26 protein-coding genes and 1 pseudogene are annotated in these 24330 nt (G+C 46.2%); 25 read left to right on the top strand and 2 right to left on the bottom strand.

The genetic code is table 11. The annotated features are described in order from the left end of the window. Positions 1–42 precede the first annotated feature (42 nt). From FGQ85_RS03765 to FGQ85_RS03740, 6 genes are all read left to right on the top strand, one after another. The gene (locus FGQ85_RS03765) at positions 43–798 is read left to right on the top strand and encodes a class I SAM-dependent methyltransferase (RefSeq protein WP_138372699.1); all 756 of its coding nucleotides are present in this window, start codon (positions 43–45) and stop codon (positions 796–798) included. Positions 799–820: 22 nt separating this feature from the next. Then, positions 821–1198 carry a DUF5655 domain-containing protein gene (locus FGQ85_RS03760; RefSeq protein ID WP_138372698.1) on the top strand — a complete coding sequence of 126 codons (378 nt, stop codon included), beginning with the start codon at positions 821–823 and terminating at the stop codon, positions 1196–1198. A 5-nt stretch (positions 1199–1203) separates the two neighbouring features. Then, positions 1204–1416 carry a hypothetical protein gene (locus tag FGQ85_RS03755; RefSeq protein ID WP_138372697.1) on the top strand — a complete coding sequence of 71 codons (213 nt, stop codon included), beginning with the start codon at positions 1204–1206 and terminating at the stop codon, positions 1414–1416. 51 nt (positions 1417–1467) lie between these two features. Beyond that, positions 1468–2061: an HD domain-containing protein gene (locus FGQ85_RS03750; protein WP_138372696.1), complete on the top strand. Its 594-nt coding sequence runs from the start codon at positions 1468–1470 to the stop codon at positions 2059–2061. A 27-nt stretch (positions 2062–2088) separates the two neighbouring features. Next, entirely contained in the window at positions 2089–2631 is a 543-nt protein-coding gene (locus FGQ85_RS03745) for a GNAT family protein (protein WP_138372695.1), read from the top strand. 75 nt (positions 2632–2706) lie between these two features. Then, positions 2707–3507 (top strand): hypothetical protein, encoded by an 801-nt coding sequence (locus tag FGQ85_RS03740; protein WP_138372694.1) that lies wholly within the window; start codon positions 2707–2709, stop codon positions 3505–3507. 21 nt (positions 3508–3528) lie between these two features. Here the strand turns inward: FGQ85_RS03740 and FGQ85_RS03735 are convergent, their stop codons facing one another. Continuing rightward, positions 3529–4302 (bottom strand): AraC family transcriptional regulator, encoded by a 774-nt coding sequence (locus tag FGQ85_RS03735; RefSeq protein ID WP_138372693.1) that lies wholly within the window; start codon positions 4300–4302, stop codon positions 3529–3531. Between FGQ85_RS03735 and FGQ85_RS03730 the strand changes: the two are divergent. The 6 genes and pseudogenes from FGQ85_RS03730 to FGQ85_RS03705 form a co-directional block, all read left to right on the top strand. Further along, positions 4222–5514: pseudogene (locus FGQ85_RS03730) on the top strand (PTS transporter subunit EIIC); the annotation flags it as partial. The gene FGQ85_RS03735 and the pseudogene FGQ85_RS03730 overlap by 81 nt on opposite strands. Before the next feature lie 49 nt (positions 5515–5563). Next, positions 5564–6820 (top strand): glycoside hydrolase family 32 protein, encoded by a 1257-nt coding sequence (locus FGQ85_RS03725; protein ID WP_243128479.1) that lies wholly within the window; start codon positions 5564–5566, stop codon positions 6818–6820. 142 nt (positions 6821–6962) lie between these two features. Then, positions 6963–7478, top strand: a complete 516-nt coding sequence (locus FGQ85_RS03720) for a topology modulation protein (RefSeq protein ID WP_138372690.1) — start codon at positions 6963–6965, stop codon at positions 7476–7478. Next, positions 7463–8065, top strand: coding sequence for an HD domain-containing protein (locus tag FGQ85_RS03715; RefSeq protein ID WP_087168936.1), 603 nt, complete (start codon positions 7463–7465; stop codon positions 8063–8065). Before FGQ85_RS03720 ends, FGQ85_RS03715 begins: the two co-directional genes overlap by 16 nt. A 64-nt stretch (positions 8066–8129) precedes the next feature. Beyond that, the gene (locus FGQ85_RS03710) at positions 8130–11546 is read left to right on the top strand and encodes a hypothetical protein (protein WP_138372689.1); all 3417 of its coding nucleotides are present in this window, start codon (positions 8130–8132) and stop codon (positions 11544–11546) included. A 14-nt stretch (positions 11547–11560) separates the two neighbouring features. Next, a complete protein-coding gene (locus FGQ85_RS03705) occupies positions 11561–13945 on the top strand; it encodes a L,D-transpeptidase family protein (RefSeq protein WP_138372688.1) in 2385 nt (794 codons plus the stop codon). 80 nt (positions 13946–14025) lie between these two features. On the opposite strand, the gene FGQ85_RS03700 is transcribed toward FGQ85_RS03705, so the two are convergent. Beyond that, positions 14026–14856, bottom strand: a complete 831-nt coding sequence (locus FGQ85_RS03700; protein WP_138372687.1) for a polysaccharide deacetylase family protein — start codon at positions 14854–14856, stop codon at positions 14026–14028. Between the two features lie 99 nt (positions 14857–14955). On the opposite strand from FGQ85_RS03700, the gene FGQ85_RS03695 reads away from it, so the two are divergent. From FGQ85_RS03695 to FGQ85_RS03635, 13 genes are all read left to right on the top strand, one after another. Beyond that, a complete protein-coding gene (locus FGQ85_RS03695; protein WP_138372686.1) occupies positions 14956–15867 on the top strand; it encodes a tRNA-dihydrouridine synthase family protein in 912 nt (303 codons plus the stop codon). A 40-nt stretch (positions 15868–15907) separates the two neighbouring features. After that, the gene (locus FGQ85_RS03690; protein WP_242958869.1) at positions 15908–16399 is read left to right on the top strand and encodes a pyridoxamine 5'-phosphate oxidase family protein; all 492 of its coding nucleotides are present in this window, start codon (positions 15908–15910) and stop codon (positions 16397–16399) included. A gap of 73 nt (positions 16400–16472) precedes the next feature. Then, on the top strand, positions 16473–16805 hold the full coding sequence (gene yqfC / locus FGQ85_RS03685; protein WP_243128478.1) for a sporulation protein YqfC: 333 nt from the start codon (positions 16473–16475) through the stop codon (positions 16803–16805). After that, the gene (locus FGQ85_RS03680) at positions 16799–18034 is read left to right on the top strand and encodes a sporulation protein YqfD (RefSeq protein WP_138372685.1); all 1236 of its coding nucleotides are present in this window, start codon (positions 16799–16801) and stop codon (positions 18032–18034) included. The genes yqfC and FGQ85_RS03680 overlap by 7 nt, the downstream gene beginning before the upstream one ends. Continuing rightward, positions 17997–19007, top strand: coding sequence for a PhoH family protein (locus FGQ85_RS03675; RefSeq protein WP_087168929.1), 1011 nt, complete (start codon positions 17997–17999; stop codon positions 19005–19007). Before FGQ85_RS03680 ends, FGQ85_RS03675 begins: the two co-directional genes overlap by 38 nt. A gap of 1 nt (position 19008) precedes the next feature. Continuing rightward, positions 19009–19530 (top strand): rRNA maturation RNase YbeY, encoded by a 522-nt coding sequence (gene ybeY / locus FGQ85_RS03670; protein WP_087251977.1) that lies wholly within the window; start codon positions 19009–19011, stop codon positions 19528–19530. Between the two features lie 11 nt (positions 19531–19541). Beyond that, complete coding sequence (locus FGQ85_RS03665; protein WP_087251976.1) at positions 19542–21191, top strand: polysaccharide biosynthesis protein; 1650 nt, start codon at positions 19542–19544, stop codon at positions 21189–21191. 11 nt (positions 21192–21202) lie between these two features. Continuing rightward, positions 21203–22015, top strand: a complete 813-nt coding sequence (locus tag FGQ85_RS03660; protein ID WP_138372684.1) for a pyridoxamine kinase — start codon at positions 21203–21205, stop codon at positions 22013–22015. Positions 22016–22062: 47 nt separating this feature from the next. Continuing rightward, positions 22063–22446 carry a hypothetical protein gene (locus tag FGQ85_RS03655; RefSeq protein WP_087251974.1) on the top strand — a complete coding sequence of 128 codons (384 nt, stop codon included), beginning with the start codon at positions 22063–22065 and terminating at the stop codon, positions 22444–22446. Between the two features lie 18 nt (positions 22447–22464). Further along, positions 22465–22698 carry a DUF896 domain-containing protein gene (locus tag FGQ85_RS03650; protein ID WP_087168924.1) on the top strand — a complete coding sequence of 78 codons (234 nt, stop codon included), beginning with the start codon at positions 22465–22467 and terminating at the stop codon, positions 22696–22698. After that, positions 22664–23221, top strand: a complete 558-nt coding sequence (locus FGQ85_RS03645) for a 5-formyltetrahydrofolate cyclo-ligase (protein WP_138372683.1) — start codon at positions 22664–22666, stop codon at positions 23219–23221. Before FGQ85_RS03650 ends, FGQ85_RS03645 begins: the two co-directional genes overlap by 35 nt. 19 nt (positions 23222–23240) lie before the next feature. Next, the gene (locus FGQ85_RS03640) at positions 23241–23420 is read left to right on the top strand and encodes a DUF4250 domain-containing protein (protein WP_087168941.1); all 180 of its coding nucleotides are present in this window, start codon (positions 23241–23243) and stop codon (positions 23418–23420) included. A 255-nt stretch (positions 23421–23675) separates the two neighbouring features. Next, positions 23676–24329 carry a TasA family protein gene (locus FGQ85_RS03635; protein WP_138372682.1) on the top strand — a complete coding sequence of 218 codons (654 nt, stop codon included), beginning with the start codon at positions 23676–23678 and terminating at the stop codon, positions 24327–24329. Position 24330 lies beyond the last annotated feature (1 nt).

Here is a 24330-nt window from a genome sequence, read left to right as displayed (position 1 = left end):
GATAGAAAAGCAGCAGAAGTGAACCAAAAGGGAGGTCCAGTTATGAGAAGTACATTGCAGAAGTTTGACGGGCGGGCGCAGGATTATGTTGTGGGCAGGCCGGTATATGCGCAGGAATTTGTGGAGGCATTGTTCCGGGATTATGGATTTTCCAGTGACTCGGTTATTGCAGATATCGGGTCCGGTACCGGAAAATTTGCAGGACAGTTGCTGGAACGCGGGTGTACTGTGTATGGTGTAGAGCCAAACGATGATATGAAGGAAAAGGCAGTGGAAGAACTTTCCAGATTTGTGCGGTTCTACCCGGTAAAAGGAACAGAAGCCGGAACCACTCTGGAAGATCATTCCGCTGATTTCGTCACAACCGCCCAGGCATTTCACTGGTTTGATGTGCCGGCTTTTGCAAAGGAGTGCCGGAGAATCCTGAAGCCCGGCGGAAAGGTCTTTCTGATCTGGAATGTGAGGGATATGAACGACCAACTGAATCAGGAGGCATACGAAATCTACCGGAACTACTGTCCGGATTTCAAAGGGTACAGCGGCGGAATTCAGAAAGACGATGAACGAATCCGGGCATTTTTTGATGACAGATATCAGTACATAGAGTTTGCAAATCCGCTTTATTACTCAGAAGAGACGTTTATCAGCAGAAGCCTGTCCGGCTCCTATTCGCTGAAAGAAGGAGATGCACGTTATCAGGAATATCTGAAAGCACTGCGGGATCTGTTTGCGAAGTATCAGAAGGATGGGATATTGACAATGGGCAATCATACGGCTGGATATTTTGGGACATTGTAACACCAGGGGAGGAGAGAAAAACATGAATGATGCAGAACTTTTGTTTTTTGAGAAATATCCGAATGCGCTTCCATTATATGAGAAACTCAAAGAGCGGATTCTGGATGAAATTCCGGGTGTGCAGATGAAAGTGCAAAAGACACAGATTTCCTTTATTAATAAGCGCTTTTTTGCTTGTGTTTCGTTTGTAAAAGTGCGAAAGGCAAAGGACAGGCCGGATCCATGGCTTGTTGTGACTTTTGGTCTGGAGTACAAAGTGGAGTCGTCAAGAATTGATGCAGCTACGGAACCATATCCGAACAGATGGACACATCATGTGCTGATTTCCAGTGTGGAGGAAGTGGATGACGAATTAATGGACTGGATAAAGGAAGCCAGCGATTTTGCATTACGAAAGTAAAGGGGGTGTATTCGCATGGTAAAACCGGAAAAAGGGAAGCCGGTGTCAATCCGGAAGATAATTCGATTCATAAGGCGAATCCGTGTCCGCTGTGTGCTAGAAGCATCATTCAGGCAGGGATACGAAATGTCATTATGAGAACCGGAGAAGGACCGGGACAGTATACGATTGTTCCGGCAAAGGAGTTAAAATGGTATCTGGACGACAGTAATGTTTAATTTGAAATTTAGAATAAAATAAGTCAGGAAGTAAAAGGGAGGAGAAAAGAAATGGAAAGCAATCTTACAAGAGAAGAAGCGTGGAATCTTTTAAAAACTTATAATCAGGAGGAGTTTCATCTCCGTCATGCGGTTACCGTGGAGACTGTTATGCGCTGGTATGCAGAGGAACTCGGATATGGAGAGGAGAAAGAATACTGGGGAATCGTCGGTCTGCTTCACGATATTGATTTTGAACAGTTTCCGGAAGAACACTGTAAGAAAGCGCCGGAACTTCTGGAAAAGGGAGGAGCAAGTAAGGAGCTGATTCATTCGGTCTGCTCCCACGGATATGGTGTGTGCAGTGATGTGGAGCCGGTGCATGAGATGGAAAAAGTGCTTTTTGCAGCAGATGAATTGACCGGACTGATTTGGGCGGCAGCTCTGATGCGTCCATCGAAAAGTGTGTCAGATATGGAAGTATCCAGTGTGAAGAAGAAATTTAAAGACAAACGGTTTGCGGCCGGATGCTCCAGAGAAATTATCCGGACAGGAGCAGAGCAGCTTGGATGGGAATTAAACGATCTGTTCGATAAAACACTTCGTGCCATGCAGGCAGGTGAGAAAGAGATCGAAGAAAAAATGGCGGAAATTTCCGTTTCTTAGATGAGAAAAGGGAAGGGGCGTAGATCAATGAGAGTTCCAGAAATGACAATTCACGCAAAAGGACAGGAGATTGTCTTACGGACTGCCACGGAGCAGGATGCACAGATGTTGATTGACTATCTGAAAAAGACCTGTGCGGAAACCAGATTTCTTGCAAAAGAACCGGAGGAAATCCAAATGACAGTAGAGCAGGAAGAACAGTTTATAAAAAGAACAAATGATTCTCAAACAGATCTGATGCTTCTTGCTTTCTTGAATGAAATCTACATAGGAAACTGCTCCTTTTCCGGAGTTCCGACATCCCGCTATCGACACCGAGCAACGATGGGTATTGCGCTTTACCAGAAATACACAGGCATGGGAATCGGACGTGCCATGATCGAAAAACTTCTGGAGATTGCAAAGGAAAAAGGATACGAACAGATGGAACTGGAAGTAGTTGCTGACAATCAAAGAGCAATTCGTCTTTATGAAAGCATTGGCTTTCAGATGTACGGAAAGCTGCCTGATAATATGAAATATTTGGACGGCACCTATGCAGATGCATACTGGATGATGAAAAAATTGTAATGAAGGAAAATAGACAGGTATCAAACAGTATGCTATACTTAATAACTAGTAGAGGGGGAGAAAGGGGAGAGAAAAATGGCATTAACACAGGAAGATTTACAAAGTATTCAAAATTTGATGTTTGGTATGGAAGACCGGCTGATAACCAGAATGGATGAGCAGAACCGGAGCCTGGAAGATCGTCTCGTAACCCGAATGGATGAGCAGAACCGGAGCCTGGAAGACCGTCTCGTAACCCGAATGGATGAGCAGAACCAGAATATGGAAAGCCGGCTTGTGGCCCGAATGGATGAGCAGAACCAGAATATGGAAAGCCGGCTTGTGGCCCGAATGGATGAGCAGAACCAGAATATGGAAAGCCGGCTCGTGGCAAGAATGGACGAGCAGAATCGAAATCTGGAAGATCGACTCGTAGCAAGAATGGACGAGCAGAATCAGAAACTCAGAGACGAACTTGTAGTAAGAATGGATGAACAGAATCAAAAGCTTCGGGATGACCTGACAACCAGAATGGATGAACAGAATCAAAAGCTTCGGGATGACCTGACAATCAGAATGGATGAACAGAACCAAAAGCTTCGGGATGACCTGACAATCAGAATGGATGAACAGAACCAAAAGCTTCGGGATGACCTGATAGCCAGAATGGATATAAAGGGACGGGAGTTGGAAAATAGTATCCTGGAAGAGGTGGATCGTGTCCAGGAAATCAGTACGAAGCATTACAACCGTCTGGATATGAAGATCGACAATCTAACAAAATTAGTAAATGGAATTCAGATGGAGACGGGGACGATTCACCTTCTTGTAGAAAATGTATCTGATCTGCAGGAGAGGGTCGGAAAGCTTGAAAAGATCGTGTACCATACAGCATAAGGAACAAAGAGAAGAAGGACATCAGCCTTTCTTCTCTTTTCGATATTGGGTCGGGGTACGGCCCTTTTTCTGTTTGAAGAGACGGGAAAAGTAGAGCGCATCATCATATCCGACAGATCTGGCAATATCGTTGATTATAAGGTCGGTATCTTTTAACAGTGTGCAGGCTCGCCGGATCCGGTAGTCAAGCAGATATTCCTGAGGAGAACTGCCGGTGATATCTTTGAACAGGCGGTAAAGATAAGTGCGTTCAATATTCAGATGGTCGGCGATGACCTGAATATTGACAGGATGGGCGTAATTATTCTCAATATAGCGCAGTGCCTCCTCCACATAAGAGATCTTTTTTTCTTTCGGCGGGATGTATGCCCGTGGGAATTTACTCGCCAGGAGGTAAAGATATTCATAAAGGATGCTGTTCATCATGAGGTCGCGGTTTTCCGGAAGCTGGTACGCTTCAAACATTTTTTCGTGGCACAGTCTGACACGGTCGTCCTTTCCGTAGTGGAAATAAGGCGTTTCCAGAAGAGAGGTTCGTTTCAGATACTCTTCGATCTTGATACCCTGGAAGCCAATCCAGGTATAGGTCCATGGATCGTACTTATCCGCCTCGTAGTAAATCAGCGTATTGGGACGGATCAGAAAGGCATCTCCCTCGGAAAGATGGTAAAGATGTCCGTCTGTTTTATAAATGCCTTTTCCTTTTAAAATATAATGAATCAGATAGCCGCTGCGCACAACAGGGCCATAACTGTGGGACGGCACACAGGTTTCAAAACCGCAGGTATAGATCATGGCGTCGAGATTGCGGGAAAAAGACAACGATATGAAAACATATCATCCGAACTTGTCAGACTTTCGGGCGGACGAAACAATATTTTAGGGATTGCCCACTGCGCGACACGTCTGAGACTTGTTCTGGAAGACAATGATAAGGCAGATATCAAGGCGATTGAAGATATGGACCTGGTAAAAGGTGTGTTTGTGGCAGGGGATCAGCTTCAGATCATTTTTGGAGCAGGGCTGGTAAATGATGTATGTCAGGTACTTGCAGAATCTATCCATATGGACAGTATGAGCCTTGGAGATCTGAAAACAAAAGCAAATAAGAGGATGAATCCACTGCAGAGAGCAGTCAAGGCTCTTTCTGATGTATTTATTGAAATCATGCCGGGAATCCTGGCAGCAGCTCTTTTAACCGGACTTTCCAGTGTACTTGGAAATCTGCAGATTGTGGAAGACAACGCAACCCTTTATGGAATTGCACGGCTGATTAATATTTCCTCCGGTGCGATCTTCGGATTCCTGCCGCTGTGCGTTGCGTACAGTACGGTCAAGCGGTTTGGCGGAAGACCGATTATGGGTATTGTAATCGGTTGTATCATGCTGACAAACAGTCTGGCAGATGCCAGCGCGGCAGCACAGGGAACGGTGGAAGTAACTACGCTCCATATTTTTGGACTTCCGGTCGACCTGATCGGTTTCCAGGGTGGTATTATCGTGGCGCTGCTGATCGGTGTTGTCACTGCAAAGCTGGATATTTTCTTTGAGAAGAAAGTACCGGAAGTGATCCGTCTGCTTGTATCACCACTTTTGATAACACTTGTCAGCTCCTTCCTTCTGTTTATGATTATCGGACCGGTAGGAAGAGGACTTGCAAATGGAATTACGAGCGTACTTGTATGGATGACCCAGAACCTTGGAGTGATCGGATACGCGGCATTTTCAGGAGTGCAGCAGTTGATCGTTATTACCGGCCTTCATCACGTATTTGGCGCGATAGAATCGCAGCTTCTTGTCGATACCGGAAGGAACTTTTTAAATCCGCTGATGTCTGTAGCGATCATCGCACAGGGCGGAGCAGTACTTGGATATCTTGCAAGAAATTTAAAAGATGCAAAGGCAAAAGAATTATGTATTCCAAGTTTTATTTCCGTACTGTTTGGAATTACGGAGCCGGCACTGTTTGGTGTGAATTTAAGATACCGTTATCCACTGATTGGCGGATGTATCGGCGGAGCAATCGGAGGCGCACTTTCAGTATTCACCGCTCAGTGTGAATGGCGGAGGAGGTTTCTGGGGGCATTGTACCAGTCAGGATCTGCTGCACTGGCAGTATCAGGATCCGGTTCTTACGACAGACCGGCCGGAAGACCGAAGCGGAGTGTATTCCGGATCTGCACTGATAGAAGATGGAACGATGTATCTTTTTTATACCGGAAATGTCAAACTGCCGGGTGACTATGACTATATTGATGAAGGAAGAATTTCCAGCCAGCTGATGGTAAGTTCAAAAGATGGACAGCATATGTCAGAAAAAACGGTTCTTCTTGGAATGAAAGATTATCCGGAAGACATGACAGCACATATCCGGGATCCGAAAGTATGGAAAGATCAGGGGCATTACTACATGATTCTTGGCGCAAGAAAACGGGATTTCGATGGTGACAGACGCCGTGATACCGGCTGTGCGCTGGTCTATGTTTCGGATAATAAGAAACAATGGAAGCTGGATCATGAGATTCTACCGGAAGAAAATTTTGGCTACATGTGGGAATGTCCGGATCTGTTTGAACTGGATGGAGAGAAAATTCTTTCCTACTGTCCACAGGGACTCCCTGCGGAACCGGAACGCTTCCAGAATCTGTATCAGTCCGGCTATTCGATTCTGACAAACGGTGAAACTCCGGAAAAAACCTTTCAGGAATGGGATCTGGGATTTGACTTTTATGCACCTCAGTCATTCGAGGATGAGAACGGACGGAGAATTCTGGTCGGATGGGGCGGAGTGCCGGATACCATTGAGACGCACCGGAATCTGTCTGTACAGAATGGATGGCAGCACTGCCTGACGATACCAAGAGAACTTCATATAGAAAACGGAGCGGTATACCAGATGCCGGTACGTGAGATCGATACACTATCCTGGAAAAGAGAAGAAGGGACCCTTTGCCGTTTTGGAAGAGAGATGGTAAAAATCGAAACTGCATTGCAGGAAGGAATCCCGGCAGAAATCCGGATTGGAACGGAAGAGAATGGTTTGACGATTCATATGGAAGCAGACCGCATCCAAATGACATTCTTAAATAAAAAGGGAGAGCCATCTGCCTGCGGCGGAGGAAGAGCCATACGGATCGGGCGGACGGCATCGGAAATCAGTCATGCACTTGTGCTGATTGATAATTCGATTGCAGAGATTTTTGTAAATGATGGAGAAGTGGTAATGACAACCAGAATCTATCTGGAAAAACCGGAGCGGATGCTTACGGTAAACGGATGCCGGACATGTGAAATCTGGAAGACAGAAGAATAAAAAAGAAGAGAAGCAGGACTTTCAAAAGAAGTCGAAGCTTCTCTTTTTTTGGTGAAGATCCGACATTTACATCAGGGGAAATTTCAGATAAAATATACTGTAGCAAAAGAAGAACTATGGAAAAGGAAAGAAGGGAAAAAGCTTGAAGGTAGCGGTTATCGGACACAGCGGCTGCGGAAAATCTACCATCGCGGCATGGATTGCCAAAAAGAGAAGACTTCCGCTTCTTCATCTGGATAAGGTTCACTGGCTGCCCGGATGGATAGAACGTCCGAAAGAAGAGGAACAGAAAATAGTCAGGGAATTTCTTGACAGTCATGATTCCTGGGTGATTGACGGGAACTATCACAGTATGGAATACGAGCGCAGGATGCAGGAAGCAGACCGCATTCTTTTCCTTGATTTTCCAAGACTTGTCTGTCTTTACCGGGCATGGAAACGGGCAAGAAGGTATCGTGGAAAAACGAGATCCTCCATCACAGAAGGATGTACAGAGAAACTGGATCTGGAATTTGTTTTCTGGATTCTTTATCAGGGAAGAAGCGGGAAGGCAAAAATGGAGTATCAACGTGTGATGCGAAAGTATGGATCCAAAGTGGTGCGGATCACAAATCAGAGAGAACTGGACAGGGAGAAGCGAAGATGGATAAAGCATTAGATCAGCTGTTTGATTTTATCAGAGAGATTGACAAAGAAAAGTTTATCGGACGCCAGACGTATCTGACGGACGGTGAGAGAAAAGAAAATGATGCAGAACATGCATGGCACATGGCGATTATGGTACTGCTCTTAAGCGGATATTCCAATGAAAAAATCGATGTTCTCCGAACGATTTCGATGCTTCTGATTCATGATATTGTAGAAATTGATGCAGGAGACACCTACGCCTACGATGAAGAAGCCAAGAAGACGCAGAAAGAAAGAGAAGAAAAAGCGGCTGAGCGGATCTTCGGGCTGCTTCCGGAGGAACAGGGTAATTACCTGATGGAATTGTGGAAGGAATTTGAGGCAAGAGAAACACCGGAAGCAAAATTTGCGCGGACCATGGACAATCTTCAGCCGATGATGCTCAATGCGGCTACAGATGGGAAGGCATGGGTAGAGCACGAAGTGTCAATAGACCAGATTATGAAAAGAAATGCACGGACGGGCGAGGGCGCTTCTGTGCTCTGGGAATACGCGCAGAAGAACTGGCTGGAACCAAATCTGAAAAAAGGCCGGATAAAGCCACAGAAAGATTTGTAGTTCCGGTAGAAGTACGTTATAATAAGTTAGCAGGAATTTTGCTTAGGAATGGAGAGATGAGGGAATGATTAGAACGAAGTTAAAGAGAATGCTTGCAGCATCTTTATGCGCAGCACTGTGTTTGTCATCTGTCCCGGTTTACGCCGAGGAAACTCCGAATGGGCAGACTGAAGTTCAGACAGATACCATGCAGGAAGACGTGCAGCAGGACGGCACAGAAGAAGGAAGCAGTCTGAACAGTGAAACTTCGGAAGAGCCGGAAGAATCACAGGATATGACTTCCGGAGAGGAAGCACTGCCGGCAGAGTCGCAAGACGATGTTCAGGAAGAAACGATTTCGGAGACTCAGCCTTCAGACGAGACCAGGCCGGCTGCAGAGGAAACTCAGGAGCAGGAGAACAGTACTCCGGAAACATCAGAAGAGGCTGCAAAAGCAGCAGCTCCGGAAGAGCAGCAGACTAAAACGGCGGAGACTGAAAGAGCAGCGGGAGCACATGTAGTATACAGAACGCATATACAGGATAAAGGCTGGTTGAAAGAAGCAGCAGACGGAGCTCTGGGCGGAACGGTCGGAGAGTACAGGCGTATGGAAGCGATCGAAATTAAGCTGGAAGGTGTATCGGGCGGCATTCAGTATCGTTCTCATATTCAGAAGTATGGATGGGAGAATGGATGGAAGGCAGACGGCGCTTTGAGCGGAACAGAAGGTGAGGCAAAGCGTCTGGAGGCAATTCAGATCCGGCTGACCGGGGAGGCTGCCGAACAGTATGATGTTTACTACCGTGTTCATGCGCAGGACTATGGCTGGCTTGGATGGGCTAAGAACGGTGAAAATGCAGGAACGTCCGGGAAGTCAAAACGTCTGGAAGCAATTCAGATCCAGCTTGTCGATAAAGGAGGAAAGGCACCAGGCACTACAGAAAATGCCTATGTGCATCCACTTGTCAACTACAGTACTCATGTTCAGACGGCAGGATGGCAGAGTTCAGCAGCAGATGGGGCAGTCAGTGGAACAGTTGGAAAATACAGACGCCTGGAAGGAATCAAGATTCGCCTGGACAGTGAAGCTCCTTCTGGAAATATAGAGTACCGGACTCATATTCAGAATATCGGATGGGAAAAAGAATGGAAGTCTAATGGAACACTGAGCGGGACAACAGGGAAAGCACTTCGCCTGGAAGCTATACAGATCCGCTTAAGTGGAGAAATAGCCGAACAGTATGATGTGTATTACAGAGTCCATGCACAGAATTACGGCTGGCTTGACTGGGCGAAAAACGGAGAAAGCGCAGGAACTTCCGGTTTGAATCTCAGGCTGGAAGCAATTCAGATTCAGCTTGTGAAAAAGGGAGAAAAGGCTCCTGGAAAAACGGATACACCGTATGTGAAAATGATGATCCGCTATATGTCTCATGTACAGGATCTCGGCTGGGAGAATTATGTCAACGACGGGGCGATGAGCGGAACAAAGGGAAAAGCAAAACGCCTGGAAGCAATTAAAGTTCAGATCAATAATGCGGATGTTGCCGGAGAAGTAGAATACCGTACACATGTGCAGAATCTTGGCTGGGAAAATAAATGGACGAAAAATGGAGCTGTCAGTGGAAGTGTTGGGAAATCACTCCGTCTGGAAGCGCTTCAGATCCGGCTGACGGGAACCGTGTCAGATCAATATGATCTGTATTACAGAGTTCACGTGCAGGATTATGGCTGGCTTGACTGGGCAAAAAATGGAGAGATTGCCGGAACAACAGGATTATCCAAACGGATGGAAGCCATTGAAATTCAGATGGTAGAAAAAGGCGCGAAAGCACCCGGCTCGACAGACCATCCATACATTACAACCGGATGGGGAACGAAGATTGGACAGATTGGAGATTCCACATCAATTAATATAAGACCGAATAAGCTTGACCAGCTCAAAAAGTCCGGAAAGGCTACAAGTATAGAAGTAACCGCAGCAATGAAATATCGGGGGAATACTGTCCGTCAGGTAAAGAAAGAAGTGGATCTGAACAGTATATCATCCGCCGGATTCAACATGAATGTGGGCTACTACGGAAAGTATTATGTTTCAATTTCTTATAAAAAGAATGGGAAAATTATAGAAGCCGAAGAGCAGATCGCAGGCGTAAAGGCAGGCGAATATAACCTGGCACCGGTTTCCGCATCCTTCCCGGTTGTATACTTTTCACTGTCCCTGTGGGATATTACCACTTCTCCGGAGACAGGAAAAACAATTCCAACGATTGTAATGCTGGACAGACCTTCAGCGTATAACTGGGATCAGCTTCCGGAAGGTGTTTATGGAATGCCTTATCTTACAGATGAACAGATGCAGAAGACATATAATTACAGCATGTATGCACAGTATGTCAAGGATTTGTATGAGGTAAGTCCGGATTCCAGGTTTAACCTGTATATTAATGATATTACCTGTACCCTGATTCATTCACTGATTTATGCAAACCGGATTCCGGATAAGCAATATACAATTACAATGATGTCGGATGGTTCCGGAACCTTCAACATTATGAATAAGACTTATAATGTGTCAGATCCTTCCGCAAAACATCAGCAGCTGATTAATGAATGGAAGAGTGCAAAACAGGATGCCTACGAGACTGGAAAGGTTGCAACGGAATGGGGATGGCATAAGCGTTGGGACTGTATGTACGCAGTGCTTGCGTGCGAACCTGGAACCGAATGGTGGGTAGCACGAAACAATCTGTTCACCAGCGGGGACAATAATGCTTTTGCCGAGAAGATCAAAGCAGATGTGACAGTGAAAAATGTTAACACAATGCTCCAGGATCTTCAGGCAAAAGGCGAGGGAACCGTAAATGCCTTTAAAGCCTTGTATGATTTTAATGATGGATATTTTGCGGAATCCGAAATTCAGAATAAGAAATCCATGATGCTTTTAGGTACTTATGCATACAACGAAGAGACATTTGAAAACTATGCAAGACTGACAATGCTTTATTACGGGGATGAGTATGTTTATTATTACAAAGGTCATCCAAATACCCCGACCGGAATGTATCCGGCAAAACAGGAGCAGTTAGAGCGACTGGGAATGATTGACGTAGATTCCTCAGTGGCGGCAGAGCTGATTTTATTCTTCAATCCGGAAATCAGTATGTCCGGTTACAGTTCCAGTACATTTAACTCTGCATCCAGAGAAATGGCATGCGGGCTGTTCAGTTCGACGAAGTCAGAGGCGCTGGGTCAGGCAGGCAGCATCGACTATTCCGGAATTGACTGGTTTGCTTCCGTAATTGATCCGGATAATGTGGACAGCAGGATTGCAGCATTATGTCCGGATGGAGCAGACTGCTATCTGCTTGAGTTCTCGGATGAAATTTTAAGCAGGAGCAAATACGACATTGGAATTTTCAATGCAGATACTGGAGAACTTACATACTACGGGCAGGATGCACAGGGAAACTACATAAAAGTTGCATCCGTAACAGAATAGGGAGGAAATGAACTATGAATGTAAAAAAGGTCATGAAAAGAATGACCGGAGTTATTTTAAGCCTGACAATGATAATGGGATCTTTTTCAGTACAGGCAGCTGATTCGTCCGTAAATACAACAGATACAGCTGTTTTATCAGAGCAGGCAGCTGAAAATCCGGCAGAAAGCGGGCAGGAGATTCTGATTGAATCCGAAGACAGTCAGGCAGAAGAGACGGTGGAACCTGCCGGGGAGACAGGTGACCAGTCCGTAGCGGATAAACAGGAAGAAACCGGAGAGACAGGTGACCAGTCCGTAGCGGATAAACAGGAAGAAACCGGAGAGACTGATTCGGACATCGATGTGCAGGAACCGGTGAAAAATACAGAAAACCAGACAGATACTGCTTCGGAATCAGAAGCAGTATCTGAAGAATCAGAAGCAGCGGAAGTGCCGCAGGTGCAGGCGGAGGAAACAGAAGAAGTCAGCACGCCGCATATCTTTTATCAGTCCCAGATTCAGACAGACGGCTGGCAGGATGAAGTACAGGACGGTGCTACAAGCGGAACGGTCGGAGAATACAAGCGAATGGAAACGCTCAAAATCCGTCTGGAGGATCAGTCTTACAAAGGCAGCGTAGAATACCGTTCCCATGTGCAGAATCTTGGATGGGAATCCGCATGGGCAAAAGACGGTGCTGCAAGCGGTACAGTTGGAAAAGGACTGCGGCTGGAGGCGGTTCAGATCCGTCTGACCGGAGAGATGGCACAGCATTATGATATTTACTACCGTGTTCATGCACAGGAGTTTGGCTGGCTCGGCTGGGCAAAGAATGGAGAAAGTGCCGGAACAGCAGCATTCAGTTACCGTTTGGAAGGCATTCAGATTGTCCTTGTGGAAAAGGGCGGTCAGGCGCCGGGAAGTACGGCCGATGCATTCTGGCAGCGCCCGTCGGTTTATTACCAGTCGCATGTTCAGTCAATCGGCTGGCAGAAAGAAGTAAAGAACGGTGGCATCAGCGGAACCGTTGGACAGTACAAACGAATGGAGTCTGTAAAGCTTCGTCTGACAGATCAGGCATACAGCGGGAATATTGAATACCGTTCCCACATTCAGAATCTTGGATGGGAATCATCCTGGAAAGCAAACGGAGCTATGAGCGGAACGACTGCAAAGGCTCTCCGTCTGGAGGCAATTCAGATCCGTCTGACCGGAGAAATGGCACAGCGTTTTGATGTGTATTACCGGGTTCATGCGGAGCAGTTTGGCTGGCTTGGCTGGGCGAAAAATGGCGAGAGTGCAGGGACAGCCGGATTTGGCTATCGGCTGGAGGGACTCCAGGTGGTACTGGTCGTAAAAGGAAAAGCGGCACCGGGAAGTACAGCATCTGCATTCCATCAGCTTCCATCTGTATATTATCAGACACATGTACAGAATGACGGCTGGAAAAGCGAAGTGAAAGATGGGGCCACAGGTGGAACCGTCGGACAGTATAAACGCATGGAATCCATCAAAATCCGTCTGGCAAATCAGGATATCAGCGGAAATATTGAGTATCGTTCCCATATTCAGAATCTTGGGTGGGAGTCATCCTGGAAAAAGAATGGCGCTATAAGCGGAACAACGGGAAAAAGTCTTCGCCTGGAAGCGATTCAGATTCGCTTGACAGGAAATATGGCAAAGTACTTTGACATTTATTACCGCGTTCATGCGCAGCAGTATGGCTGGCTCGGATGGGCAAAGAACGGTGCAAGCGCCGGTACCGAAGGATGCAGCTACCGCCTGGAGGCAGTACAGATCCGTCTGGTAAAGAAAGGAGCGGCAGCACCGGGTTCCACGTCGCGTCCATTTGTGAAGAGTAAGAATGGATGGTACTACGAAAACGGATATAAGTATTATTATAAGTCCGGTGTCAGACAGACAGATATCCGTAATATCATCGGAAAGCAGTCCTCTTATCTGATCAAGATTAACAAACAGATGAGCTGCGTGACAGTTTATGCAAAAGATGGAAGCAGAGGATATATCATCCCGGTTGTGGCATTTGCTTGTTCACCGGGAGCAGGAACGCCGACCGGTACGTTCCATACCTCTGACAAATATCGCTGGCATGCGCTGTATGGGGCTCAGGGCCAATGGTGTACGAGAATTACAGGCCACATCCTGTTCCATTCTCTTCCATACACACATTTCAACAACCGGACAATGATGCCGAATCAGTACAACAGACTTGGAACATGGGCATCTTCCGGATGTATCCGGCTGAGAGCCATTGACGCGAAATGGATTTATGACAACTGTGCTTCCGGCACAACAGTCACCATTTACAACAGTTCTGCAGCAGGACCGCTTGGAAAACCGGTATATGCGAAGATTCCGGCTTATCAGAACTGGGATCCGACCGACCCGACGATCTGATGATCCGTTGGTTGGGCAGAATGGAAAAGTAATATGAATAAGAAAGAGGGATACGGTTCAAAGACCATATCCCTCTTCTGCTAAAGCTGATTTTCTACAAGCTGTGAGAGCGGAGCAAAGTGATAGCCCATTTCTTCCCATTTGGTCAGCAGTTCATCCAGAATCTGCGCGTTGGTGGAAGACGTGTTGTGGAGAAGAACGACTGCGCCGGGATGAATACGTCCGAGCAGCTTTTCAAATGCTTCTTCTCTGGTGGGCTGGTCGTCTTCGTACCAGTCTACGTAGGCGAGACTCCAGAAAAAGGTAGAGTATCCCAGCTCTTTTGCCATCTGTAGATTTGCGGTACTGAATTTCCCCTGCGGAGGTCGATAATACGGGCTCATTTTCTGTCCGGTTGTCTCTTCAAAAAGAGATTCTACGCTTTCCAGTTCTTCGCGGAAAGCGCTTTCTGTAGAGATGGCGGACATATCCGGATGATGCCACGTATGATTTCCGAGTGTATGCCCTTCTTTGACCATCCGTTTTACGATGTCCGGATTGTCACGAAGAAAGGTGCCTACAATAAAAAAAGCCGCGGGAGCGTCATGCTTTTTCAGGGCATCAAGGATTGCTTCCGTATTTCCGTTTTCATATCCGCAGTCAAAAGTCAGGTAGATGACTTTTTCATCCGTATCTTCACAGTACGCGGCATTCAGAGCGGAGAGCTCGGAAATATCAGCATTGCCGACGGGACGTTCTCCTTCGTTTGGAAAGCTTAATCCCCAGTTCCCGGAGGCTTCGGCAGACGTCTCCCGGGCCGGGGCTTCCCGGAAGGAGGAAATAAGAAATCCGATGCCGGTTCCGGCGCAGTAGGCGGCTACAAAAAGCAGGAGAAGAAGCAATGCTTTTTTTAATTCAGGAGCATGTTTCATAGTTTTGATTCCCGAAAATATTGTTGGTTTCAGTGTATGATGAATTAAAAGAAAATAGAAGCAGGCTCAGAAAAGGAAAAGAGAAAGGAATACACGAACATGAAATATTATCTTGCTCCCCTGGAAGGGATCACAGATCATATCTATAGAAGAACATATCATAAGCTGTTTGAACCGATGGATAAATATTTTATCCCTTTTCTTACGCCAAATGAGAATGGAAAACTGTCCAAACGGCAGCGACAGGACGTACTTCCGGAAAATAATGAAGGAATGTATGCGGTTCCACAGATCCTGACAAATAAAACAGAAGAATTCCTGAGCGCAGAGGCGTATCTTGGCAGCCTTGGATATGAGGAGATCAATCTGAATCTGGGTTGCCCTTCCCGCTGTGTGGTGTCGAAAGGAAGGGGAGCAGGATTTCTGGCGGATCCGGACGGTCTGCGCAGATTTCTGGATGAAATTTTTGAAAAATCCAATATCCGGATTTCCATTAAAAGCAGAATCGGAGTGAGGGATGTGGAGGAGTTCGGAGCACTGCTGGATTTGTATAATCAGTATCCGCTCGAGGAGCTGATTCTCCATCCACGTACCGGGAAAGAATTTTATAAAGGCAGCCCGCACCGGGAAGTTTACCGGTATGCAATGAAGGAAAGCAGACATCCATTATGTTATAATGGCGATCTTTTTACGAAAGAACAGTACGAAGACTGGGAGAAGAAATTTCCACAAAGCGATGCGGTGATGCTTGGGAGAGGAATACTTGGCGATCCGCTTTTGTTATCTAAAATTAAACAAAACCACAGGCCGGCCCATACCTGGATGGAGCTTCAGTATGAGCTTTATCTCGCATATCAGAAAGAAATCCAGGAGGAGCGGCATGTGCTGTCGAGACTGAAAGAATTCTGGACATACCGTGCATTGGTACACCGGGAAGAACGGGAAATGATTCAGAAGATTTACAGAACAAATACGTTGAAAGAATATGCGGAGCTTCTGCATTTTGAATAGAAGATGATCAGAAAAAAAGGAGGAAGACAGGATGCGGACTATGAGATTAAAGAAAAGAGAGATTCGGGACAAAGAGGTTTTAAGAGACCTGATTGACGGATGCAGTGTTGTACGAATCGGCGCGGCGGATGAAGAAGGAATGTTTATTGTGCCGGTGAATTATGGATATGAATTACTGGAGAAAGAAGACGGGACACTTGACTGGAAACTGTATTTTCATTCCGCGGCTCAGGGGAGGAAAGCAGAGGCTTTTGCAAAAGAGCCGGTAGCAGCGCTGGAACTTGACCGGGAAGGCGGGGTGATCCGGGGAGATTACACCTGTTCCTATTCATATGCCTACCAGAGTATTATGGGGACAGGAAAGATCAGAAAGCTGGAGTCGGAGAGCGAAAAGCGTTACGGCTTCGAAAAGATTATGGAGCATCTGGCGCCGGAGGCAGAATTAAAATTTGATGAAAATCTGCTGAAAGCGGCGGATGTGTACTGCATTGAGGTCCTTTCTTTTACCGGGAAGGAGAGAAAGGCACAGTAGCTTTTGGAAACAGATGGTGTATAGGATTGGAGACTGCCGCATATATTGCTAGAAAAGCAAGGTGTGCGGCAGTATGATGGGAAGCAAACGAAGAGACCAGACCAGGCAGGAAGAGACACGAGGGGACGTGATCCGCAAAAAGATCGCGGAGACTGCAGATGCACCAAAAGACGTGATCATGGGGCTTCCGCTGATCCATCTGACCGGACAGTGTGAAATCTGTATAGAAAATTATAGAGGGATTCTGGAATATACGGAGGAACTGATCCGTGTGAAAACAAAATCCGGAACGATCCGGATTATCGGAAAAAGAATGTGCATAGAATACTATATGAACGATGAGATGAAAATTACCGGGAAGATCTGGAAGGTAGAGTTTGAAAAGAAGGAGGATGCACATTGCTGACACGGATCCTGCGGTATGTGAAAGGGTATGTCCGGATACGGATCACCGGATATTCTCCTGAACGATTTCTGAATCTGTGCAAATACAAAAAGATTCCGGTCTGGGGACTGTTGCCGGGCCGCAATTTTTATGACATGAATATTACAATAGCCGGCATGAAGAAACTAAAACCGATTCTCAAAAAAACCGGCACGAATTTACGAATCATAGAGAAAATCGGACTTCCTTTTTTCCTTTTCCGGCACCGCAAAAGGAAGATTTTTTTTGCCGGAGCAGCGGGCTGCGTTCTGCTCGTATATATCCTTTCCCTTTTTATATGGAATATTGAGATCAGCGGAAATCATGTCCGGACGGATGAGACCATTCTGGCTTTTTTAAGAAAACAGGATGTGCACTGCGGAATGCCGGCTTCTTCTGTGGACTGTGCCGGGATTGCACGGATGATCCGGAAAGAGTACGATGATGTCATCTGGGTGTCGGCATCTCTGAAGGGCAGTAAAATCCAGATTGACATTAAGGAAAACAGTGATTCCAGAGAGATTGAGGAAGAGGAAATGACAGAGGAAGGAACCGATCTCATCGCTGAAAAGGACGGCGTGATCAAAGAGATTGTCACCAGGTCCGGTGTTCCGATGGTTCATGCCGGAGATGAAGTAAAAACCGGAGATATTCTTGTGTCGGGACGTGTGGAGATCAAAAATGACAGTCAGGAAGTCGTAGGATATCAGTACCAGAATGCGGATGCGGATATCCGGATGGAGACAAAAGAAGCATATGAAGATACGCTGGATTTATCCTATACGGTAAAGAGATATGAAAAACGAAAGAAACGTCAGGTGTTCTTACGTTTCTCGGATAAAGAATACGTTCTGGGACAGAAAGTTAAAGCAGGGGAGAAAAAAGAAATCTTTTCGTTTGAGGTCCTCCCTCAGTTTTCAAAAAGCTTTCTTCTCCCGTTTTCATTTGGCGTCCGGGAGGAGAAACAGTACCGGGAAGTGAAGAAAACCTATACAAAAAAGGAATGTCAGGAGATTCTAAGCAGAGAATTTGAACGCTTCTGCAAGGATTTAAGAAAAAAAGGGGTTCAAATTCTGGAGAATGATGTTAAAATATACAAGGACACGCAAAGTGCAAAAGCAAAAGGAACACTGATTCTTCTGGAATCATGCGGAAAGGAAAGAAAGACAGAACATGGGAATCTTGGAGAGAACAATGCAGATACCAGCTGAGCATGAGGCAAATGTGTTCGGTCAGCTGGATGCCTACGCAAAGAAAATTGAACGCACGTTCCATGTGACTTTGATCGAGAGAAACGGCGAGATCAAAATCATGGGTGAAGAGGGAAGGACCAGAAAAGCAGAAGAGATTCTGGAAAAGCTGCTGGAGCTGTCCCGGCGGGGAAATGTGATCACAGAACAAAATGTAGACTATCTCATTTCATTGGCTATGGAAGATGATGAAAAGGGCGATGTTCTGGAAATAGATAAAGAGGTTGTCGCATATACAGTTCAGGGGAAGCCTGTCAAGGCGAAGACTCTGGGGCAGAAAAACTACGTGGATGCAATAAAAAAGGATATGATTGTCTTTGGACTTGGACCGGCCGGTACGGGGAAGACCTACCTCGCAATGGCAATGGCAATCTCAGCATTCAAAAATAATGAAGTGGGAAGGATCATTCTGACCCGTCCGGCAATCGAGGCGGGGGAGAAACTTGGATTTCTTCCGGGAGATCTGCAGAGCAAAATCGATCCGTACCTGCGGCCGCTCTATGATGCGCTTTATCAGATCATGGGGGCAGAGAGCTTTGTAAAGAATTCAGAGAAAGGACTCATTGAAGTGGCTCCGCTTGCCTATATGAGAGGACGTACACTTGACAATGCGTTTATCATTCTGGATGAGGCGCAGAATACAACGCCGGCCCAGATGAAAATGTTCCTGACACGGATCGGGTTCGGATCAAAGGTTGTTATTACCGGTGACGAGACACAAAAGGATCTGCCGTCCGGACAGACTTCCGGCCTTGATGTGGCAGTCAAAGTTGTAAACGGACTGGAAGGGATCAGCGTCTGCCGCCTGACCAGCAGGGACGTTGTAAGACATCCGCTTGTTCAGAAAATTGTAAAGGCATATGAGAATTACGAGAAAAAAGAAGAGAGCGGAAAGCGTGGAAACAGAAGAAAAAGTATAAGACACAGAGGTTGATATGACGATATATTTAGAAGAAGAATCAGAAATCAGACTTCCGGTAGACTGCCGGAAAACAGCAGAGCAGGTGGTGGAGGAAACTCTTGATTATGAGGGGTTCCCATATGAAGCGGAAGTAGAAATCCTGCTCACCGATAATGAATCAATCCGGGAAATGAACCGGGAACAGAGAGGAATTGACCGGCCGACAGACGTACTGTCTTTCCCGATGATTGATTATGAAAAAGCGGGAGAATTCGATTTTCTGGAAGAGCGCCCGGACTGCTTTCATCCGGAAACCGGGGAAGCACTTCTTGGAGATATTGTGATTTCAAAGGAAAAAGTACTCTCACAGGCAGAGGAATACGGACATTCTCCTTTGCGGGAGTACGCCTTTTTGATTGCGCACAGCATGCTTCACCTGCTCGGATATGACCATATGGAAGAGCAGGAAAGGGTTATTATGGAAAAGAAGCAAAATGAAATTCTGGAGCGCCTCGGCATCTCCAGATCAGGAACTGCAAAAGACGAAACGAAATAGCGGGGTGTTTTATGGGTAAAAAGAAGAACGGAAATGAATTTCTGGTACAAGGCGGAATTCTTGCGGCGGCTGGAATGATTTCCAGAATCATAGGGATGATCTACCGGATTCCACTGCTCAATATTATGGGGACGACCGGTCAGGGATTCTACGAGGTTGCTTATCAGATTTACAGTATTGCACTGATTCTTACATCCTACAGTATGCCGCTTGCGGTTTCCAAACTTGTTTCCGCAAGGCTTTCCAAAAATCAGGAAAAAAATGCGTTCCGGATTTTTAAATCGGCATTATTGTTGACATTAGTGGTAAGTGGAGTTGTCAGTCTGATTATTTTCTTTGGAGCAGATGTTCTTGCAGGCGGGGTTATGAAGATGAGCATGAGTGCCTACGCGCTCCGGGTTCTGGCACCTGGACTTGTCATTGTCTCCGTGATGGGAGTTTTAAGAGGATTTTTCCAGGGGCGCGGATCCATGGTGCCGACAGCGGTATCACAGATTCTGGAGCAGGTTGTCCATGCGATTGTCAGTATCATCGGGGCATATATTCTGCTTCAGTACGGAAAAACCGTAGGCTCTGAGCAAAGAGATGATCTTTACGGGCCGGCTTTTTCAGCTGCAGGTGCTACACTTGGCGTTATTGCCGGAGGATTGATCGCACTGATTTTCCTTGTGCTGATTTTCTATGCGTATCGCGGAAAACTGCGGAATAAAATCAGACGGGACAAAACCGTGGAGGTGGAGAGCTTCGGATTTATTTTCAAAGTGCTGATTCTTACGATCGCACCGGTTATTTTAAGTTCTACCGTATACAATATTCAGAATGTGATTGACAGCGCCATGTTCAGCAGCATTATGTCCGCACAGGGATTTTCAGAGGAGCATTGCGCGGATCTGCTTGGAAGTCTGGGACAGTACTATACGCTGTTTAACGTGCCGCTTTTCATGGCTAATGCGCTCGGTTCATCGATTGTACCGCCGCTTGTACGTGCATACGAGAACGGAAACCGGGAGCAGGTGCATCAGAAGATTGAGATGGCAATGCGCGTAACCATGCTGATTGCAGTGCCAAGTGCAGTTGCGTTTATCGTAATACCAAAGCCGATGCTGGATCTGATCTGGGGATCTATTGATAATACAGTGGCAGCAAATCTGTTCCGGATCGGTGCAATTTCGATCATTTTCTATGCGGCATCTACTCTGACCAATGCAGTGCTGCAGGGAGTCAACAAGATGATGTCACCGGTGAAAAATGCGGCGACTTCCCTTGTGATTCATGTTGTTTCCCTGTTTATCATGCTTGTATTTTTCCACTGGAGCATTTATGCAGTTGTTGCAAGTAAGGTGATCTTTGGTCTTGCCATGTGCATCTTAAATTCACATGATCTTCGGGAAGCGGTCGGATACGTACAGGAAAAGAAACGGACCTTTGTATACCCGGCAGTAGCTGCTGTCATTATGGGGGTCGTTGTTTTCGTACTTCAGTTTGTACTGGCTCTTGTGATCAGTGATGCTGTTGCAACGGTCATTTCGATTGTGGCTGGAGTCTGCATCTATGCGGTCAGCCTCCTTGCAATCGGCGGACTGACAGAAGCGGAGATTCTTGCACTTCCGAAGGGCGCGAAAATTGCGGCAGTTCTGCAGAAAGCACATTTGTTAAAATAGAGGTGCACGAGATGAAACGAGTGTTATTGATCCATGATCTGTGCTCGGTCGGGAAAGCGGCCATGATGAATATGATTCCGGTTTTAAGTGTTATGGGAATGGAGGTATGTCCGCTTCCGACCATGCTGCTGTCAACCCATACCGGAGGATTCGGCAGGCCGGAAATGCTTCCGGTACCGGGGACGTATCTGGAAGAAAGCCTTAAACATTTTCAGAGAGAACAGATCCGGTTTGACTGTATTTTTGTCGGGTATCTGGGAAATACGGAAATGGCACAGACCGTTTCCGGACTTCTGGAGATGGATTGCAGGCCGTTGGTGATTCTGGATCCGATTATGGGGGATCACGGAAAATATTATTCTAATTTTGATGAAACATATAAGGAAGCCCTGCTTCCCCTTCTTGGGAAAGCGGATCTTCTGCTTCCGAATCTGACGGAAGCGGCCTTTTTGAGCGGAATTCCCTATTCCGAATGTCAGTCGGAAGAAGGACTGGGAAAAGTTGTGGAGAAACTTCGGAAAATGGGCATGAAAGACGGTGTCATTACCGGAACAAAAGCAAGAGAAGATGAGATCGGCATGGCGGTTCTGGAAGGAAATAACATGAAAATCTGCAAAGAGCCGGAGATTCCGTATCATTCTCATGGTACCGGGGATCTGTTTGACGCGGTACTATGCGGAACTCTCCTTGGCGGCGTTTCGCTTGAGGCTTCTGCGCGGAAGGCCCATGCATTTGTTGCAGACTGCTTAAGGGCGAAAGCAGTGGAAGCGGGCGAAGAACGCGCAGGACTTCCGTTTGAACGTCTTCTGGGAAAACTTGTATAAATTTCAGCGAGAAGGCAGATACTGTATAAAAAAAGGAGTGTGCTTCTATGAAAAAATACAGTATCGGACTTTTCGTCCTTTTTCTCGGCTGCGTTGCGCTGATCGGCGCGGCCTATCAGTTCAGCTTTCAGTATTCAAAAAGACAGGCAGAAGAGGAAGCAAGACTGAAACAGGAAATCATGAAATCTGTAAAAGAAGAAGAGGAGGACGCCGTGGCGGCGGAAGGTGATGTCAGTAAAGGGGAAGTTTTTTACCTTATGGATCTGAACGGATTTGTCGCCGTATATAGATCAGATAAAGAAACGATTTATGAATATACCAATATTGTTGTAGAAGATCTGCCTGAAGATATCAGGCAGGAAATTCAGGAGGGAAAGGAAATCCGGACAGTGGAAAAACTGTACGGATTTCTGGAAAATTACTCCAGTTGACGGGAAAGGTACAAAAAGATGAAAGAAGAAAAAATCAGAAGAATCAATGAGCTATACCATAAGTCAAAAGCAGAGGGGCTGACTGAGGAGGAGAAGAAAGAGCAGAAAATTCTGCGTCAGGAATACATCGAATCATTTCGTGAAAATCTCAGAGGACAGCTGAACAATATTTCAATCAAAGAAAAAGACGGTACGATTGTTAATCTTGGTGAAAAATATGGAAAAAAAAGAAATCAGAAAAAAGGTTCTTGATAGGAGAGACAGGATACCGGAAGAACAGCGAAGAGAAAAAAGTATCCGGATTGCAAAAAGGCTTTGCGGGATGCCCTGTTTTGCAGGGGCGTCCTCTATTTTAATTTACCGCCATTTCCGGTCTGAAGCAGAGACTACTCTTTTGATGGAACAGGCCTGGAAGACGGGAAAGAGAGTCTATTGTCCCCGTGTGGAAGGAAAGACAATGGAGTTTTTTCTGGTCCGGACATGGGAAGATTTTGAACAGGGATGTTTTGGAATCGAGGAACCGGGAGCGGAGTGCCCTGCCTTTGAAGAAGACCCACAGGAGCAGGCGCTTGTGATTCTTCCAGGAGCAGCTTTTGACCGAAAACGGAACCGGATCGGTTATGGAGGCGGGTTTTACGACCGGTATCTGGCAAACCATCCGGGCCTTGAGACTGCGGCAGTCTGCTTTGAAGAGCAGATTGTGGAACAGATACCCGCCGGACCGTATGATATCCGGCCACGGATCATAGTTACCGATCAGCATTGTTACGAATAAGAAAAGGATGTGAGAGATGATGGCAGACCTGCCAAAAGATCCAGTGATGCTTCTTGGAACCATAAATATGAAACTGCGGGATTTTTATCCGACTCTGGATGCGCTGTGCGAAGATCTTCAAGTTGGAAAAGACTGGATTTGCAGCACGCTTTCCGGAATCGACTATGAGTACGATCCGAAGCGGAATCAATTTGTATAAGAAAGCAAAAGGAAGACTGCAAAATAGGCAGTCTTTTGTCTTGCTTTTTTGCGGAGGGCATGCTATACTTTAGACATTTCTAACAGGGGCAGATCATTGCCCTGATCTATTTTTCTATATTTATCTATTTGAGACCGAGACGAATTCTGTTTCGGAATCCCGAAGAAAAGAAAACTTCATGTTCAGAGGGGGTGAGGCCGTTGATTGTCTGATCATATTTTGTGCAGCCAGTAGATATGACATGGAGGAAATACTATGAGAAAAAAAAGAATATGGAAACACATCACGGTCATTGCATTGGCAGTGGCTGCAGCAACTGCTGCGATTGGCGGGATTTCCGCGTATTTTACGGATACCCAGGAGAAAACCAATACATTGACTGTAGGAAGTGTAAAAACAGATCTGGAGGAGCCGGAGTGGGAAGATGTTCCATCGGACGAAAAAACAGATATTACACCGAACCAGACGATCAAAAAGGATCCGAGGATCACCAATACCGGAGCGAATGATGCGTACGCATTTCTGGAAATTCAGGTTCCGGTGAAAAAGATTATTACGGTAGGTCCAGACGGGAAAAAGCTGCCGGCAGCAGATACAGAGCTCTTTGCTTATAAAGTAAATGACGGATGGGTACAAGTCCGGAGCTCCGATATTACCACATCGGGGAAGGTGACGGCAAGAAGCTATGTTTACGCCTATGGAACAAAAACCCAGTGTACGGTTCTGAAGAAAGGAGAGACGACGACTCCACTTTTTGATAGTGTTACTCTGGTCAATGCCATTGAGGGGCAGATTGACGAAGAAACGCTGAATATTCCGGTGAAAAGCTACGCAATTCAGGCGGAACACATTGGAGAGTCCAAAGTACCTTCAGACGTATTCCAGATTTACATGAAACAGAACCAGTAAA

Source organism: Pseudoflavonifractor sp. BSD2780061688st1 E11 (genome assembly GCF_005844125.1).
Lineage (GTDB): Bacteria > Bacillota > Clostridia > Lachnospirales > Lachnospiraceae > Sellimonas > Sellimonas catena.
Note: the sequence above shows the minus strand (reverse complement) of the source record. Positions and strands in the feature narration are given on the sequence as shown.